This window comes from Pseudomonas marginalis (genome assembly GCF_001645105.1).
In the GTDB taxonomy this organism is placed as follows: Bacteria; Pseudomonadota; Gammaproteobacteria; order Pseudomonadales; family Pseudomonadaceae; genus Aquipseudomonas; species Aquipseudomonas petroselini.
Genome location: NZ_LKEG01000023.1, coordinates 1 through 14,763, shown reverse-complemented (window position 1 = coordinate 14,763; position 14,763 = coordinate 1). Strand labels below are relative to the sequence as shown.

Here is a 14,763-nt window from a genome sequence, read left to right as displayed (position 1 = left end):
TCATGTGGCGTTTCGGGTGCATGCACGGTGTGGATCAGAAGTCGTAGGCCAGCTTGGTGTACCAATAGCCGCCGCCTGGGTAGAACGGCGGGTTGCCGTAGGCCGCCAGGCCGAGGTTGCTGTACACGGCGTTTTTGTCGGGACGTACGTCGAAGATGTTGGTACCGCCGATGCTGACGGTGACGCTGTCGACGAAGGTGTAGCTGATGTCCAGGTCGGTGATCCATTTGGCGCCGAAGCTGCGGTCGCCGCTGGGGTTGACGGCCAGGGTCTTGACCGCGCCATAGCGGGCGGTTTGCAGGTTGACGGCCAGGTCCTCGACCTTCCAGTTGGCGCCCAGGATCCACTTGGTCTTGGGTGAAGCGTCGGTGAGGTCGCCTTCGCGGTCGCGGCCCACCAGGGTCACGCCGGAACCGGCCAGCGCACTCGGCGTGTCGCGGGTGCCTTCGATGGTGGTCTTGTTCCAGTTGAAGCCCAGGCTCCAGCGCACTTCGCCCCAGGCGTCCAGCGGGGTGGTGTGGTCAGCCACCACATCCAGGCCCTTGGTGCGCGTGTCAAAGGCGTTGGTGTAATAGTTGACCCAGGTACCGGTGGGCACGCCTTGCGCGGCGAGGATGGCGTTGATCGCGCCATTGCCGCGGTCGTAGATATTGCTGGTCAGGGCGATACGGTCGTCGATGTCGATCAGGTAGGCATCGGCGGTGATGCTCGTGCGTGGTGCCGGTTGCCAGGTCAGGCCCAGCCCTAAGTTGCGCGACTTCTCCGGCTTGAGGTCATCGCCACCGAGGGCCTTGGCCAGGTTGCTGCCCGACGGCGTCAGGCGCGTCACGGCCGGCACCACATTGCCGTTCACATCCACCGCCACCCGGTTGTCGGCCACGGTGTAGCCAATTTGCGTCAGGGAGGGTGCACGGAAACCAGTGCCCACGGTGCCGCGCACGGCCACGGTGTCGGTCAGTTCGTAGCGCGAATTCACTTTCAGGCCGAAGGTATTGCCGGAGTCATCGTCGTAATGCTCGACGCGACCGGCCACGTCGAGAAACCAACGCTCGGTCAGGTCGAAACCGAGGTCCAGGTAACCCGCGTAGTTGTTGCGGATCAGGCTCACTTCATCTTCCGGACGAATCGTCACGGCGGCCTGCGCGCCGGAAGCGGCGGGGTAGGTGCCGGTGAGATAAGCCTCGGGGTCGCCGGCGAACGTACTGAAATGCTCCCAGCGATGCTCCAGGCCCGCCGACACCTGCACCGGCGGCGTCAGCTTGAACAGGCTGTCGTAGCGGCGGGTGAAGTCCAGGTTGTTGACCCACTGCTCGAAGCGGAAGGTTGCCAGGTTGTCGAACTGGGTCGGTGATGCGGTGCCCAGCGACGGGTTGATGTTCAGGTCGCTGGAGTGGTGCACGTTGTTGCGCCCGTAGGTGGTGCTCAGGTCCCAGTTCCAGTCGGCCACCAGGCCCTTACCGCCGAACAGGAACTGGTAGTCACGGTCCTTGATGTTGTTCAGCGGGAAGTAACCGTCGGGGAACACCTCAGGCACCGCCGCCGTGCCGGTGGGCAGGCGGAAGTAGTTGGCGGCTTCGGCGTCACGCTCACCGTAGGTAGAGAACGAGTACAGCGTGAGGTCTTCCAGGGGCAGTTCGGCGTTGTAGGCCAGGTTGAAGGCCTTCAGGTCGGGGTCGCCGTTCTTGATCGCCACCCGATCCCAAGCCGCTTCCTTGGCCGGGTCATTGAAGGCCCGCACGCTGTTGTCGGCCTTGTCGTTCCAGGAGGCGCTGCCGCGTTTGCGCGCATCAGCCGAAAGGTGGAAGAAGCCGCCATCACCCCACTTGAAACCCTGGTCGCCCGCGACCTTGATGGTTTCGCCCTGGCCGGTATACAGCTGCCCATAACTGGTTTCCAGGTGCCCGCCGTCATGGGTGGACTTGAGGATGATATTGATCACCCCGGCCACCGCGTCCGAACCGTATTGCGCGGCCGCGCTGTCTTTGAGTACCTCGATATGGTCCACCGCGCTGACCGGGATCAGGTCGATGTCCACCGCGTTCGCGCCGCTGTTGTCGATGGAGCCGCGCTGGCCGGTGGCACCGTTGTGCCGGCGCTTGCCGTTGACCAGCACCAACGTGTAGGCAGGCCCCAGGCTGCGGTTGCTCAGCGGGCGGGTCACCGAGTTGTAGCCGGCGATGTTGGTGCCGAAGTTGAAGGACGGCAACAGCTTGGCAATCGCCTCGGACAACTCGGCGCGGCCGGTCTTGAGCAACTGGTCGCTGTTGATCACATCGATCGGCGCCGGGCTGTCAGCCACGGTGCGTTCCTGGCCACGCAGGCCGGTGGAGATCACCGTCACAGTGCCGAGCTTGGCGTCCTCGGTTGCCGCCTCGGCGAAAGTGGGCGCGACCGCCAGGAGCAGGGAGCTGGTCAGCAGCGACAAGTGAAAGTTGTTGAGCGCGGCGGGAGAGGCGATGTGTGGCATAGCGAGAAGGATCCCTTAAGCCTGGTAGGCTCCTGATGGTCGGAGGTACGTCCTCCACCAGGTATGGGGTCGGTCTGTGAAGCGAAGATAATCCTATAAAAAATCTGAGTGAAAGTCTTTTTTGGAATAAGCTAATTATCAGATAATGTTATTTATATTATTTTTAAGATTACCTATTTTTATTATTGTGGTTGGCATTCAACGGCAGTTGAATCGTTGAATAAGAGGCGCGCGGAGGCTGGCTCACTCAAGCAGCCCGCGTCGGATGTCGGGGCTGTGGGTCAGAACGCCGTGGCAATTGCTTGGGCCAACTGCATGTCAGACATGAGCGGCGTGTTGTAGGTGGAACGATAAAATCGTGATGCTTGTTCAAACCGTGCCCCACGGATCTCACCGCCTGAACCGATAAACGCCAGCGCATCACTCTTGGACGATTTGAACTGCTCTGGAATGGCGGAGGTCAGGGCTGTGGCCCCTGAGACAAGCAAAAAGGGCGCGACCGACGTGAGCATCAGCGCGCCTTGAACCGGGTTGTTGTTTTCGGCCGCTACGACCGGAGTGCCGAGCAATGCCAGGCTGGCGATTGCGATAACCTTGAATGAATCCATTCTGCAGCGCTTCCATGCGTTTTGGGTGGGCGTGACTTTAACAGAGTAGCGGGAGGCTCTTCGAGCCGGAAACCTGTTGCTTTGCCTTTATTCGCGTATCTAGATCACTGATCTACCAAGCTTTTTCAGCCTTCCCGTTGTGCAAGAAAGCTGCCCCGCGAACTTGCGTCGAAGCGGCTGGATCTATATATTCCCAACCCTGCAACACGCGCTACCGCCCGAATGGCGAAACTGGTAGACGCATGGGACTTAAAATCCCCCGCTCGTAAGGGCGTCCCGGTTCGATTCCGGGTTCGGGCACCATCTAAAATCAAGGGTTTGCGGGCGAAAGCTGATGCAAGCCCTTGTTTGTTTCCGCTCCGCAATTTCAAATGTTGCTCCGCAACTCACTTAGTTGGCGTGACCTTTTTGCCGATCCGTTTGCGGATGTAATGCTCGGTCATCACGACAGTGGTATGCCCAGAGAAAGCCCTGTGATCCGTTTCCAGACTGTCCGGTAGTAGTGATAACGTCTGCGCTGCAATCCCTGGAGACGGCCAGATGAATCATCAAAGACCCGCTAGCGCCACAGCAACCAATGCTGGCGGGCTAAGTACTGCCCACCCGCCTATTTGGTATTACGGCCCCGAAATACCAATTATCGGAAGCAATGGTATGGGTGTTTTTGGCTTCTCTCTTGCGCTGCTTCTGCTTTTACCGGGCTACGGGCTTGCGACGTTCCTTTTCACAGGGCCGGACGTCATTCAGGGTGTGCAGCCTAACCAGGGTGAGAGCCTCACAGCGTCATCCTTCATTCTGATAATGCTGGCCAGTGCAGTGTTCATTGGTGCGTTCTTTGCCTGGGTTGTCTCTGAGCCTCAAGTGCAGGCCTTCACGTTCGACGAAACCCAGCAGCTGTTGACCCTCACCCTAACTCGTCGTTGTCGAAGCCCCGTTGAAGTACACGTACCGTTCAGCGAAATCATCTCCATCCGCCCTTATGTGATGACATCGTCTGCGCATGATGGACATTTTCGCGTCGTGTATCGCGCAGCGAAGGGCAAGGTTTTTGAGCATCGTCTAGGGGACGGTACTTCTCTCGAAAATATTGAGTTTCATGGTGCGTGGTTGCGTGGAATGTTAGGAGGGCGAATGGGCGAGCTGCTAGATCTCGACAAATGAAAGCAGCGTAAGCCAGTCTGAGTTACCGCACTATTGGTCGGCCCCATCAGGTATTCATTAGTCATACGGCATTCCTTGCCGGGCCATGCCCGGGCGGTGGAGCGGGGGATCTATGCGGCGTGCGCTTGGCATTGCTCGGCGCGCCACGGGTCGTTTGCTTCTGCGATGGCTGCCATTGGCGGAGGGCTCACGCTATCCCCGCACATGTGCACTTGCTGGGTGATGGCCGGTGTTGGCGAATCGCAGGCGCTGGTGTTCTCGGTGCCGTAGTCGCTGATCAAGAACACAGCGACCCGGAGGGCGCCGGCTTCGGTGACGGTGCCGATCGGGCCGCAGATGTCGTTCACCCCGTGGGAGCGGCGCTTCTTTGCGCCAGAGCGCTCTCCGTGCCCGGCCTGAACGATGCAGGCGGAAGCCTGCGCGCGGTGGTTCTGAGTCATCAGCGTGCCCACCGGCTGGTCCATGCCGACCGGCTTGCCGGAATACTCGGGGCCGCCGACCCCAACCATCAAAGGGCTGATCAGCGTCAGCTCACCGCGATTCGCGCACGTCACCGTGGGCGGATGGTCGAGCGGGTCATTGATGCGATCGCTGCCCTGGTGCGTTGCCGGGGCGATGATCGGACTTCAGGTATTCCGGGGTAATGGGCATCGCTTCGCCTCGCCGGCTGGCGTGATTCGTTTGAGTGGGTGATATGCTTTGCTGCTGATCAAACAAGGAGGTGGTTATGGCGGGTAAAAAGATTGAAGCGCTTCGCGAGTGGTTCACGCCGCGTAGGCGGCTGTGGTCAGGAATAGTTCTGTTTACAATTGCTATTGCCGTGGCCATTGCCAGCCCCGGTACGACGGTCGCTTGGCTCGTAGGTCCTGCGACTGTCTTTTTTTTGGGTGGCTTTATTCCTGATACGAAAGGAAGTCGATAGGGCGCTGCTGGCTGGCACTGCTTAGTGATATGGGGTATTACGGGTGACCGGCATGGAGCCGGACCAAGGAGGCATAGGTGCGTGATGACAAATACGAAGCAGACCTTCGCGAGCTTCAAATCGCAAAGGATGAAGCGGTGGTAGCGGCGGAAGACTTCTACGAGAAAAACTGGCCGTTCCAGACTGACGATATATCCGCTCAGTACGAGGAGCTGCAGTTCACGGCGGTTGTCATGCTCGCCGAGTTTGAACAATTCACCCAGCAGGGCAGCGCCAAGCGTTCACGTTGATGCTCCTCAAGGCGTGTTGCTTGTTCCGCAGTTCCGACAGTCTTCCCGATAGCGCTGGGCGTCACTGATGAACCTGCCGCAGCCATCGCAATTCAACATCATCATTTTCGGCCTTATCGGCTTGGCCAACTTGATTCCGGTGCCGCGCAGGGCTTCCTTGATGCTCACGTCATCGCGCTCGACCAACCGGCGGCTATGCGCGTCGATGTAGGGCCTGGGCCAGACCACGACAGCCTTCGACAGATCGCTGGTGAATACTCCGTCCTCACAAAGCCAAATCAGGTTGTTGCCTTTCCAGTGCTGCGGCTTCTGGATGTAAAACTCGGCTGCGTCGGGGTTCTGGTCCAGGGCTTCGCTCAACGTCGCATACTGGCAGTCGACACCAATACGCGCCCGGGCATCGACATAGGCCTTGGGCCACGCAATGTCAGTGTCGCGGTGATCGCAAGCGCCGTCCCGGGTGAACACCTGGGCCTTGGCCAGATCGGTGACATATCCAGATCCGCGAAAGCCCCAGTACGACAACCCGTTGCCGACGTAGGCGTGGCTGCGACTGTCTTGCAGGTAGAACTGATCGTCCATGGATTATCTCCAGTCAGGCGCCGACCTCCGGTTACCGGATGCGGCGAGAAAGATTCTTATTTGAAGGTCGCTGCGATAAACTCAGCGCATTCTTAATAGGGAGCATCACTGCAATGGAACTGAAGTCGCCGAGCAAAAACATACGGATAGTGGGCTGCGCCGGGGCGATCGCTGGCGCGGCCATCATCTCCACCAACTCAGAAGGTTTTGTGCATACCTTTGGTGTTGGCATTCTTGCAGGGGGGCTCTTTTTGCTGGTGCTTCCTTTCTTCGGTGCGAGCGGTCGAAAGTAACCGGATGCAGCGAGCAGAGTGGGTTATTTGTCGGCGTCGTCTTCGGCGTTCATTTGAATGGATTCGGCCAAACCTGCTTGCCTTAATTTGCGCGCCACGTTTTGCGGTATGTCGATTTCGTGGCGCTTAATTTCGAGCATCGAGGCGGAATTCTCAGCGCCCAGTGAATGGGCTTGTGCGATCAGTCGCCAGATGGTCGTCCGATCTTTCGTCTCGCCAAGCTCAGCGGTGAGCGCTGCCAGCCGGTCACGCATTCCCTGACGAAAGTAGTGACGGATGATTTCGGACGGCCCTTTGACCTTAGGTGGCGCCGGCGGCAGATCCTCGGCCCGGCCATTCAGCACTAGTAGCTGTACTGCCTCACTGACTTCCTCTATCTCATGCCAGCGCATCAGCGCATCGAGCATCTGCCGAGTGCCGTACGGGGCCGTGTGACGCAATTCCTGTTTTTGCGTTCGTCTTGCCTTGTTTGACGGCCAGCCTGTTGTCGCGGATGTCGTCTGGACAGTAATTGGCGCGGTCATTGGATGGGTAGTTTCCAGCACATTTGATCCGCACTACTGATCCCAAAGTAGAGCGAAAGGAATTATGAAAGCCTCGCCTTGTGCGGGGCGTTTTCGTTTTCTGCCGTTCGTCCAGTGCTCGGCACTCGCTGTGACCTGCCGACTCCCATGTTTAAGCGCGGATATCCCGAGCGTTAGAACGGAGAGCCAGCATGGAAATCAATGAAAATGCACCAGGGAATATTTCCCAGCAGGATGTAACTCGCGGCACTGACAACGAGACAGGGCACGACCCGAAGCGCGATGAGGACGGTATCCCGTTGCCGCCAGACGATGACGCGCCGCTCGAAGAGGACATGTCGGATGTAGACGCCGCTGATTCGGTAGCAAGCGAGCATCCTGACAACTGAGTAAAATCAGCCTGCAAACCCGGCCTTTGAGTCGGGTTTTTTATTGCCCATGGAAAGGTCGATTCAGCAAAAGGAATGTGCAGATGTTGAAAGAATTCAGATGCGGTAACCCACCCTGAATCTTGAGCTGATCAACTCCATCGCCTGCGGCCTTATCGCGTTTTGGGCGACCTTGTGCGTACTGAGCGGGAAGGTGAGGGACGGGGTAAAGGTCTGGCTGTGCCGGACGCTGCACTGCGAGCACTGCCTGCACTGTGACAAGGCGCCTGGTGGCGTCGAGCGCCGGGTCAAGTGATCCACGCCACGGTTTAGAATGTGCAAAATCGCAGCGCTGGATTTTTACGGTGTATGAGTGGGACTAGATGACGCGGCATAGCAAGCGCGCAAAGTCTGTTGATATTGGTCCATCATTTCTTTAAGGGAGCCAACCCTCTCGGGGTAGTACTTCATTGCCGAGCTGATATCGGACCTTATATCGTCGACATCCGATTTGATGGGCGTGCACCGATCGTTTTCCAACTGACGCACTCTCTCTTCTGAAGCTGCGAGGGTCGCGGCCTGTTTGTTGTACGCCCCTATCCATTGGTTGAGTGAAGTATTTAGGCTGTCGTTTGCCTTTCTGAAGTCTTCGACTCGCTCCCTTACGTTTGTTAGGTCGCTGTCCTGACGACCGTAGTGAGCGGCTGCTCCAGCTATCGTTGTAGCGACCCCCAATGCGAATGACCAAAATGCAATTGTTAGTTTGGGGCGGAGAGGGCCAGCTTGTTGCGTTTCACTCATGTGGACGTCCTTGTGATTTGACAACTATCAATACCGGGAACCATTCACCCATTCAAGGCGGGGTAGCACATCGATGACGACCATTACTGATGACGACTGCGAAAAGTTGGAGACGGTGAACGGTATGCATTTCTTTCGTACCGGTGGGACGTGCGATTTCGACGCATTGATCGCAGCCTATTTCGGTACTACTGCGTCGGCGCCCGTCGAGGCATCCGGATACGCGGTAGATGGCGGCACGCTCTGGCTGATCGCTCACGACGATAAGACGGGCTTCTGGAAGAACAGAATCAGGCTTGATCGTGTCGACGCCATTGGCAATCGGTCGCCGTTTGCGCTTACTGCAATGGACATGGGGGCAACCGCTGTCGAAGTTATTGAGATGGCCCAGAAGCGCGACACATGCACTGGCGGGCAGGTTCGAATGCTGGTAGTCCTGTCGGATGTGTATAGCCAGACTGCAATGGCTGTCCGGGCTACGTGATAGTTTTCGATGGGTCGGAGATCAGAGGGCAGCTGTACGCAATCTGGATCGCCTTGCGATACGAGTCACTGGTAACACGGACCACAGGGTCACCATCAGCCATTGGGATTCCGTAGACTGGTCCGCTCACGTTCTCTACGGCCAGTTCTTCCGGCGGGAGCCAGGCCCCCTCGTTAGGTGCAAAGCCAGCCGAAGACAGCTTGTCGTCGGTGTATTCGACAACGATTGACGCCTTGTCTTTATCTGCTTGGCTGAACTCCGGAGCTGAAAGAACGAGCTTTGCAGCGACATAGTGCATTGCTCCCACCCAGAGGTGGTGGGGAAGATGGTGATTACTCATTTCCGATCTCCAGCCGTTGTTATGTAGGGTGTGCCGCAGGTGGGTGCGGCACGGCCTTAATTATTTGTCGGCGAAGGTAATCTTTGTGCTGACGACCATCTTCCCATCAACGGTAATTTTGCAGGCGGTCTCAGGGGCTGACTTATCGGCGTGGGTCTTGAGGGGGTCGCATTGAAGTAGCCCAGTCTTGTCGCCGAGCGGCACATTAATCCCTTTTGTCGTCTCACTTAGGTGCACTTTGAAGAGGCGGTGATAAGCGGGGCCAGCCATGATCACTGGATCGCCATCAGTAAGAAGTCCATTGATTGGCGCCGCACATAGCATTCCGAAAACCCGTTCGCCGCCAATGATGTTGGCGTCTGCGTAGCAGGCTCTTTGCCCACGCTCTGTGGCAATTTCGGATGGACCTTTATTGGTCCAGGTTTCCTTCGGGGCAGAGGCGCATCCGAGGAGAGTTGTAGCTGCCAATAGGCAGGTTGCAGCAGCGCGAACAAGAGCAAAAGACATGAAGGTGAGCTTCCTTACTTAGGGAAGTCGCCATCAATACCGGCAACGCGCCACTATTTCAAGCTCAAGGTAACTTATGGATAGGCCAAACCCTCCATCGTCACTTCTTGAGCTGTCTGACCTCTCCGATTTCGGTGTCCGCCTGACACCAGCCACCGAATTGTGGGAATGGCTCCAAGCCGAGATCCTTGCCGACACCGGCAGCATTCACAACGAAGACCACGGCTACCTACCGGATGCAGACATCCGGATCATGTGGGCGTCGTCGAGCTTCGAGAAGCAGGGGCGCACAGTTTTGGGCCAGGCCGAACAGGCAGCGTTTCGCGCTGGGGGTTGGCAGAAGGCCCGTATGGAGCAACAGATGCGTGATTGGTTCGGCGAGGTCCTGGCCTACGTCATCACTTTTGCTGCTGACTGCTACGCTCAGTGCAGTGACACCGACTTCTGCGCCGTGGTAGAGCATGAGCTTTACCACATCGCTCACGCCAACGATATCCAAGACACTAAATCGAACATTGATACGCATATATCGAACTCATTCGCGTGGATTAGGGAAGGCATTGTGGGCGGGGCCCGATGATTAGTTTTGTGGGGTCGTCAAGCCAAGAAGCTCGGCACTGCTGACAGCTTGACGGCCGACCTCAGAATGAAGCCGCGAGTGCCTGGGCCAGTTGCTGGTCAGTCATCAACGGTGGCGTGTAAGTCGTGCGATAAAAGCGCACCGCCTGCTCAAACTCTGCACCACGAATCTCGCTGTCCGAACCGATGAATGCCAGAGCATCGGTCTTGGCTGACTTGAAAATCTTTGGAGGCTCGGTTGTGAGCGATGTGGTTGCTCCAATTAAGATGGTTGGGAAGGAAATTGTGATAAATAGTCCTGCAGCGACAGGGTTGACGTTGTCACCTGACACGGCCTGAGTGTTGACCGATGCCAGTAGGGCTAACGCCAGAATCTTCCATGAGTCCATTCTTCGTTGATTCCATTTGCTGTCGATTGGGGCGATACCTTAGCAGAGTGAGTTCCCGCACGGGGAGGAGGAACTAGGGTAAGCGGATGGCGAACACACCTACCTTTTTGCCAACCAGCGGGCCAACCGCATGAAGGTGCTAGTGCATGATGGCGTGGCGAATAAAAGCCAGTTGGGCGAGTGAAATCGATCAATTGCTGCCGCATAAGTGGTCGCCGGTTTAATGACGCGAGGCGTGATGGCTGGACATATAAAAGGGAAGCCCTTGTTTTTTCGGTCCGCAATAAAACCTCTGTTTTCCCCTGAGCTTCGCAAAGGGCTCGCTGAATGCTTCCGTGTGCTGAATCACGTTCATTTAGTTGTTTACCGGTAACTTCATGATCCGCTGAGCGTCCTGTAGACTGCGATGGTTGGCTGGATTGTCCGGCCTTTCGCTAGATCTAGCAGTTATGGACAGAAGTACATCTCAGGTACGAAACCCCTCAAGCCCGGCAGTGGTTACGTTATCGGCGGTCTATTGCTTTTTTCTGACACTTAAAATTGGCTACTGGCTCGTCGGCGATGGCTGGGATAAGGCCAGAATGGGTGATATTCCGGTAATCCTGATGCTCCCGGCGGTACTGACCTGCATTCTGTTGGCCGTAAGTGGCGTGCTGCTTTGTCGGCGCAGTGCGAAATCCTCGTGGTTTCTATTGGGCGCATTACTGTTCGGGCCGGCGCTGATTCCGTTGGTGCTGCCGGAAATTTTCCTGATAACGTCCAGCCTATACCTGAAGGTTGCCTGGTTCGTGCTGCCGGCAACCCTGCAAGCAGTCCTGCTGGTTGCCATTTGGATCTATAGCCTGCAGATGCGTAAAACGGGCTACCTCAAGTAATCCAAACAAGTTCAGACCCCGGAGCCGCGCTAGGCTTTGTTTGAAATTTAATACAATTGGAGCGTCAACGCATGGAAGTGAGTACTACTCAAACTGAGTACCGCAAGCCAGCCAACCTGGCTGGACTGGGGCGGCGGCTGGGAGGGCAATGGATTGACTCCTTGACCACCCTTTTTGTTTTATTTGCCGTAGGAAGAACGGCTGAGTTTGTGGGTGTGTCTCCAGACGCGGTCGGTATTCTGGCTGTTGGCTCCGCCGCGGCGTATTACCTATTTTCAGACGCAATGCCCAACGGTCAAAGCGTGGGTAAAAAGCTGCTGGGGATGTCAGTAATTGACGAGCGCAGCCACCTGAATTGCAATCTATATCAATCTTTCATGCGAAACATCACGACGCCCATCCTGAGCATTTTTGACTGGATATTTATTTTCTTTGGTTCACGGAAACGGCTAGGAGACATGCTCGCATCCACGGTAGTGGTCCGGTTCAAGTAGCTGTAACCGCTACATCGGCGCAACGTTACAGCTCTGAGGGCGCACCTTGGCACTATCCATCTATTACACTGCTCGGCGAAAAGCACCGCTCAGCTTGAGCGAGATAACTGTCGTTGAGTCGATTGTCCATCGCCACTGCGTAGACGATCAAATCGAACGATTTATTTCTTTCGGCTCCGGCCTAAACTGGGAGTCATTCGATTTTTCAATAAACGTAGAGCCGGGCCGTTTTCTAAAGAAGGGCCTCGTGTTTTCGGGCTCTACCAAGCTCCCCGATAACCAAGAAGACGCGACATGGATTGGCGTACAGCATTGGTGTAAATGTTTATCGGAAATTCGCATCGCGGTGTCTGGTTGTGAATGGAATGTTCAGGTCGAAGACCATGAAATGCAGTGGGACGCAGCAGTCAGTGCCTATGACCCAACACGATAAAACGTATTCGGCTGAGACGATCGTGAGACTGTCTTGGCAAGCGCCAATGCGCAGCATAAGGCGGGCGGGAGGTTCATTTGCCAATACCAGGAGCAAATGAGTGTTTTTAGGGAGGATGACGGCGTTGTGAGTTGTCCCGCCTTATGTCATGCGCGCCGACCATAGAAATAGCTCAGGGCTATCAGCTCAATCACACCCACGAAAAAGCACAGAACCACGAAGCCAGGGCTGAAGACCCGCTTGCGGCCGTGTGGGTCTGCGTCCAATCCCGTCGATCCGCCATAGCCGGAGAGCGTCGTTACAAAAATTACCCAAGCCCACACTCCAACCTTGCTCCAGAAGCTCTGTTCTCTCCATGCAGTCATGGGGCTATCCCGCAGTCCGTTGATTCACGTTAATTGCACTTCATCGCGGTCGCGCGACGTTGAAGGGCTCTGGCCTCGGAGTAAGTTTCGTCGTAAGAGGCACCAGGCTCGCCCCCTAAGGCACGAATTATAGGATGTAGGACAGGTGCGTTAGCAAGTTAATGGAGGGTGCAAAAAAGCCCCGGAACATCCGGGGTTTTTTTGCATCGGTGGCTTAAACGAAAGGCTGACCACTGAAACCGCGTGGCAAACGCTGCAAACCGGGCAGGTCGGTGAGGCGTTGTGTCCATGCACTGCGCCAATCAACGGCGGTAGGGGTCTTGGCCTTGCGGTTGGCGCGGCGGGCGGCGTTGCGCTGGGTGCGGCGCGCGTCCTTGTAGGCTTCGGTATTGCGGCAGGTACGGCATTTGACTCGGTTCAGCTCGGTGCTGGAAGGGAGGTTGGTGCCGTGGTGGCCACAGGCTAAGTGACCTGCGACCTTGAAGTGAATGACCATGTAAGCGTCTCCTTCTTGGGGGTACGCGCATCGGTAGACCCACAATGCACGCGGGGAGGGCGGGGCGGTAAAAAATCCCGGCACCTGGGATTTCGACCCCATTGGCGAGGCAGCGTTCGGTTTTGTTTGCGGGGCTGTTCAACCCCAGGGCTGCTGCCGCGGTGAACGTGTGCGTTCCCGCGTTTGAAGCAGAATTCAGTCGATCAGCGCCAGCAAATCCGTAGTGCCCACATCCAGCCCTGCTTGGCTCAATAGGGTGGTTGCCTGGCCCCGGTGGTGGGTCTGGTGATTGAAGAAATGCACCAGCAGGCTGAAGAAGTCTTTATCGGCGGCGACACCTCGCATGTTGTGGTAGTGCAGGCGATGGTCCAGATCGGGGTCCTGCACCGTGTGAGCCCAGTCGACGATCAGCTGATCCAGCCAGGCGCGATGGGCTGACAGCTCACGGATATCGGCAAAGGCCAGTTGCTTGAGATCGGCAGGGGCTGTGATCGCACTCAACGGAGCCAATGCCGCGTAGCCTGCGGGATGCTCGGCAAAACGCTTGAGCCAGACCGTGTCGCCCAAGGCCAGATGGTTCAGCGTGCCGAGGATCGAGCCGAAAAACGCCTTGCGGTCCATGAGTAACGCCGCGTTCGACAGCGTGCCGGCCGCGTCATAGAGCTTGCGGTTCATCCACTGGTTATAGCTCGCCATCAATGCGAGGTGCTCAATCCGGTTCACTTGGGTTTTCTCTCACAGGCACGGTGACGCCATGATAGGCCGTGCCCGCCCGGCGGTCATGGTGTTCCGACAGCGGCGGGCTATGGTTGGTAGACGCCAACACTGCGCCCTGGGAGGGTGACACCATGAACACCAGCGACTTACTGGAGCAACTCTTGCGCGCCGGGCAAGGGGGGAGTGCTTCCTCGGGCGGCCTGGGTGGGCTGCTCGGCGGTTTATTGAAAGGTACCAGCACTGGCAATGCTTCGGCCGGTGGTGGTTTGGGTGGTCTGTTGGGCGGCCTGGGCGGTCTGTTGGGAGGTGCCACTGGCGCGCGTCCGGCTCAAGGACGCTCTGGCGGGATGAACTATGCAGCGCTGGCTTCCCTGGGCATGGCGGCATTCCAGGCCTACCAAGCCTGGCAGCGCCAGCAAGCCAATGCCCCGCAGCAAGCCTTGCAGACTGTGGACCAGCTTGACGGCGCCGAAGCCGAGGCCCATAGCCATGCGGTGTTGCGTGCCTTGATTGCTGCCGCCAAAGCCGACGGCCGCATTGATGAAAAAGAGCAGCAACTGATTTCCAGTGAACTGGGCCGGCATACCGACGACCCGCAATTGCAGCAGTGGCTTGACGCTGAGGTTGCCAAGCCTCTGGACGCGGCGGACTTCGCCGAATTCGCCAGTGACCCGGCTGTTGCGGCAGAGGTTTACCTGGCCAGTGTGATGATGGTGGATGATCAGCAGGACGCCGAACGCAACTACCTGGACGACTTGGCCGGGCAACTGCAGATCGACCCGCAATTACAGCTGCACCTGGAACAACAGGCCAAGGCCTGAGGGAAAACGGAATTCCAGGCTAAAGCAAATCCCCTGTGGGAGCTGTCGAGCTTTAGCGAGGCTGCGAAAGCGGTGTGTCAGGCGCTGAAAATGTTGGCAGTACCGCCGCCTTCGCAGCCTCGCTGGGGCTCGACAGCTCCCACATTTGATCTTCGTCGTGGCTCAAATTGCGCACGCCGGTACGACCGAAATCCCACTTACACAGCCGATCCCCTGTGGGAGCTGTCGAGCTTTAGCGAGGCTGCGA

General features: G+C 57.3%; 19 protein-coding genes, 1 tRNA gene and 2 pseudogenes. 11 read left to right on the top strand and 11 right to left on the bottom strand.

Translation table 11 applies throughout. The annotated features are described in order from the left end of the window. Window positions 1–34: 34 nt before the first annotated feature. Window positions 35–2,467, bottom strand: a complete 2,433-nt coding sequence (locus tag AO064_RS03580; RefSeq protein WP_064052406.1) for a TonB-dependent receptor plug domain-containing protein — start codon at window positions 2,465–2,467, stop codon at window positions 35–37. 281 nt (window positions 2,468–2,748) lie between these two features. After that, a complete protein-coding gene (locus tag AO064_RS03575) occupies window positions 2,749–3,075 on the bottom strand; it encodes a DUF2388 domain-containing protein (RefSeq protein ID WP_064052405.1) in 327 nt (108 codons plus the stop codon). Window positions 3,076–3,291: 216 nt separating this feature from the next. Here AO064_RS03575 and AO064_RS03570 point away from each other — a divergent pair. Both AO064_RS03570 and AO064_RS03565 read left to right on the top strand, forming a co-directional pair. After that, window positions 3,292–3,378 (top strand) — tRNA-Leu (locus AO064_RS03570). A gap of 237 nt (window positions 3,379–3,615) precedes the next feature. After that, window positions 3,616–4,236 (top strand): hypothetical protein, encoded by a 621-nt coding sequence (locus AO064_RS03565; protein WP_244159471.1) that lies wholly within the window; start codon window positions 3,616–3,618, stop codon window positions 4,234–4,236. A 110-nt stretch (window positions 4,237–4,346) separates the two neighbouring features. Here the strand turns inward: AO064_RS03565 and AO064_RS03560 are convergent. Further along, window positions 4,347–4,862: pseudogene (locus AO064_RS03560) on the bottom strand (hypothetical protein); the annotation flags it as partial. 373 nt (window positions 4,863–5,235) lie between these two features. On the opposite strand from AO064_RS03560, the gene AO064_RS03550 reads away from it, so the two are divergent. Beyond that, the gene (locus AO064_RS03550; RefSeq protein WP_064052401.1) at window positions 5,236–5,448 is read left to right on the top strand and encodes a hypothetical protein; all 213 of its coding nucleotides are present in this window, start codon (window positions 5,236–5,238) and stop codon (window positions 5,446–5,448) included. Between the two features lie 6 nt (window positions 5,449–5,454). Here AO064_RS03550 and AO064_RS03545 read toward each other — a convergent pair whose 3' ends face one another. Further along, window positions 5,455–6,030 (bottom strand): hypothetical protein, encoded by a 576-nt coding sequence (locus AO064_RS03545; RefSeq protein ID WP_064052400.1) that lies wholly within the window; start codon window positions 6,028–6,030, stop codon window positions 5,455–5,457. A 113-nt stretch (window positions 6,031–6,143) separates the two neighbouring features. Between AO064_RS03545 and AO064_RS03540 the strand changes: the two genes are divergently transcribed. Next, on the top strand, window positions 6,144–6,323 hold the full coding sequence (locus AO064_RS03540; RefSeq protein WP_064052399.1) for a hypothetical protein: 180 nt from the start codon (window positions 6,144–6,146) through the stop codon (window positions 6,321–6,323). Between the two features lie 23 nt (window positions 6,324–6,346). On the opposite strand, the gene AO064_RS03535 is transcribed toward AO064_RS03540, so the two are convergent. Next, window positions 6,347–6,847 carry a hypothetical protein gene (locus tag AO064_RS03535; RefSeq protein WP_244159469.1) on the bottom strand — a complete coding sequence of 167 codons (501 nt, stop codon included), beginning with the start codon at window positions 6,845–6,847 and terminating at the stop codon, window positions 6,347–6,349. A 191-nt stretch (window positions 6,848–7,038) separates the two neighbouring features. On the opposite strand from AO064_RS03535, the gene AO064_RS03530 reads away from it, so the two are divergent. The 3 genes from AO064_RS03530 to AO064_RS03520 all read left to right on the top strand — a co-directional run bounded on the left by AO064_RS03530 (window position 7,039) and on the right by AO064_RS03520 (window position 8,500). Beyond that, complete coding sequence (locus tag AO064_RS03530) at window positions 7,039–7,236, top strand: hypothetical protein (RefSeq protein ID WP_043205324.1); 198 nt, start codon at window positions 7,039–7,041, stop codon at window positions 7,234–7,236. 115 nt (window positions 7,237–7,351) lie between these two features. Next, complete coding sequence (locus AO064_RS31120; RefSeq protein ID WP_082893868.1) at window positions 7,352–7,531, top strand: hypothetical protein; 180 nt, start codon at window positions 7,352–7,354, stop codon at window positions 7,529–7,531. A 558-nt stretch (window positions 7,532–8,089) separates the two neighbouring features. Beyond that, entirely contained in the window at window positions 8,090–8,500 is a 411-nt protein-coding gene (locus tag AO064_RS03520) for a hypothetical protein (protein ID WP_064052397.1), read from the top strand. Here the strand turns inward: AO064_RS03520 and AO064_RS03515 are convergent. Continuing rightward, window positions 8,493–8,840: a hypothetical protein gene (locus AO064_RS03515; RefSeq protein ID WP_064052396.1), complete on the bottom strand. Its 348-nt coding sequence runs from the start codon at window positions 8,838–8,840 to the stop codon at window positions 8,493–8,495. The two genes, AO064_RS03520 and AO064_RS03515, sit on opposite strands and share 8 nt — an antisense overlap. 60 nt (window positions 8,841–8,900) lie before the next feature. Beyond that, complete coding sequence (locus AO064_RS03510; RefSeq protein ID WP_064052395.1) at window positions 8,901–9,347, bottom strand: hypothetical protein; 447 nt, start codon at window positions 9,345–9,347, stop codon at window positions 8,901–8,903. A 76-nt stretch (window positions 9,348–9,423) separates the two neighbouring features. Between AO064_RS03510 and AO064_RS03505 the strand changes: the two are divergent. Further along, window positions 9,424–9,840, top strand: a pseudogene (locus AO064_RS03505) (putative metallopeptidase); the annotation flags it as partial. 148 nt (window positions 9,841–9,988) lie between these two features. Here AO064_RS03505 and AO064_RS03500 read toward each other — a convergent pair. After that, window positions 9,989–10,315, bottom strand: a complete 327-nt coding sequence (locus AO064_RS03500) for a DUF2388 domain-containing protein (RefSeq protein ID WP_064052394.1) — start codon at window positions 10,313–10,315, stop codon at window positions 9,989–9,991. A gap of 449 nt (window positions 10,316–10,764) precedes the next feature. On the opposite strand from AO064_RS03500, the gene AO064_RS03495 reads away from it, so the two are divergent. Next, the gene (locus tag AO064_RS03495) at window positions 10,765–11,190 is read left to right on the top strand and encodes a hypothetical protein (RefSeq protein ID WP_147469659.1); all 426 of its coding nucleotides are present in this window, start codon (window positions 10,765–10,767) and stop codon (window positions 11,188–11,190) included. Between the two features lie 71 nt (window positions 11,191–11,261). Beyond that, window positions 11,262–11,684, top strand: a complete 423-nt coding sequence (locus AO064_RS03490; RefSeq protein ID WP_064052392.1) for an RDD family protein — start codon at window positions 11,262–11,264, stop codon at window positions 11,682–11,684. 579 nt (window positions 11,685–12,263) lie between these two features. On the opposite strand, the gene AO064_RS31630 is transcribed toward AO064_RS03490, so the two are convergent. From AO064_RS31630 to AO064_RS03475, 3 genes are all read right to left on the bottom strand, one after another. After that, complete coding sequence (locus tag AO064_RS31630; protein ID WP_064052391.1) at window positions 12,264–12,482, bottom strand: hypothetical protein; 219 nt, start codon at window positions 12,480–12,482, stop codon at window positions 12,264–12,266. 214 nt (window positions 12,483–12,696) lie between these two features. Then, window positions 12,697–12,978, bottom strand: coding sequence for a hypothetical protein (locus AO064_RS03480; protein WP_043205329.1), 282 nt, complete (start codon window positions 12,976–12,978; stop codon window positions 12,697–12,699). A 195-nt stretch (window positions 12,979–13,173) separates the two neighbouring features. Beyond that, window positions 13,174–13,701 (bottom strand): DinB family protein, encoded by a 528-nt coding sequence (locus AO064_RS03475; protein ID WP_064052390.1) that lies wholly within the window; start codon window positions 13,699–13,701, stop codon window positions 13,174–13,176. 125 nt (window positions 13,702–13,826) lie between these two features. Here AO064_RS03475 and AO064_RS03470 point away from each other — a divergent pair, with 125 nt between their 5' ends. Beyond that, window positions 13,827–14,516: a tellurite resistance TerB family protein gene (locus AO064_RS03470; RefSeq protein WP_064052389.1), complete on the top strand. Its 690-nt coding sequence runs from the start codon at window positions 13,827–13,829 to the stop codon at window positions 14,514–14,516. Window positions 14,517–14,763: the final 247 nt, after the last annotated feature.

Coding starts and splice junctions, on each gene's coding strand:
- AO064_RS03490 (WP_064052392.1), top strand. CDS start 11,262: ATGGAAGTGAGTACTACTCAAACTGAGTACCGCAAGCCAGCCAACCTG.
- AO064_RS03580 (WP_064052406.1), bottom strand. CDS start 2,467: ATGCCACACATCGCCTCTCCCGCCGCGCTCAACAACTTTCACTTGTCG.
- AO064_RS03535 (WP_244159469.1), bottom strand. CDS start 6,847: ATGACCGCGCCAATTACTGTCCAGACGACATCCGCGACAACAGGCTGG.
- AO064_RS03515 (WP_064052396.1), bottom strand. CDS start 8,840: ATGAGTAATCACCATCTTCCCCACCACCTCTGGGTGGGAGCAATGCAC.
- AO064_RS03575 (WP_064052405.1), bottom strand. CDS start 3,075: ATGGATTCATTCAAGGTTATCGCAATCGCCAGCCTGGCATTGCTCGGC.
- AO064_RS31630 (WP_064052391.1), bottom strand. CDS start 12,482: ATGACTGCATGGAGAGAACAGAGCTTCTGGAGCAAGGTTGGAGTGTGG.
- AO064_RS03530 (WP_043205324.1), top strand. CDS start 7,039: ATGGAAATCAATGAAAATGCACCAGGGAATATTTCCCAGCAGGATGTA.
- AO064_RS03470 (WP_064052389.1), top strand. CDS start 13,827: ATGAACACCAGCGACTTACTGGAGCAACTCTTGCGCGCCGGGCAAGGG.
- AO064_RS03480 (WP_043205329.1), bottom strand. CDS start 12,978: ATGGTCATTCACTTCAAGGTCGCAGGTCACTTAGCCTGTGGCCACCAC.
- AO064_RS03565 (WP_244159471.1), top strand. CDS start 3,616: ATGAATCATCAAAGACCCGCTAGCGCCACAGCAACCAATGCTGGCGGG.
- AO064_RS03500 (WP_064052394.1), bottom strand. CDS start 10,315: ATGGACTCATGGAAGATTCTGGCGTTAGCCCTACTGGCATCGGTCAAC.
- AO064_RS03510 (WP_064052395.1), bottom strand. CDS start 9,347: ATGTCTTTTGCTCTTGTTCGCGCTGCTGCAACCTGCCTATTGGCAGCT.
- AO064_RS03520 (WP_064052397.1), top strand. CDS start 8,090: ATGACGACCATTACTGATGACGACTGCGAAAAGTTGGAGACGGTGAAC.
- AO064_RS03495 (WP_147469659.1), top strand. CDS start 10,765: ATGGACAGAAGTACATCTCAGGTACGAAACCCCTCAAGCCCGGCAGTG.
- AO064_RS03545 (WP_064052400.1), bottom strand. CDS start 6,030: ATGGACGATCAGTTCTACCTGCAAGACAGTCGCAGCCACGCCTACGTC.
- AO064_RS03540 (WP_064052399.1), top strand. CDS start 6,144: ATGGAACTGAAGTCGCCGAGCAAAAACATACGGATAGTGGGCTGCGCC.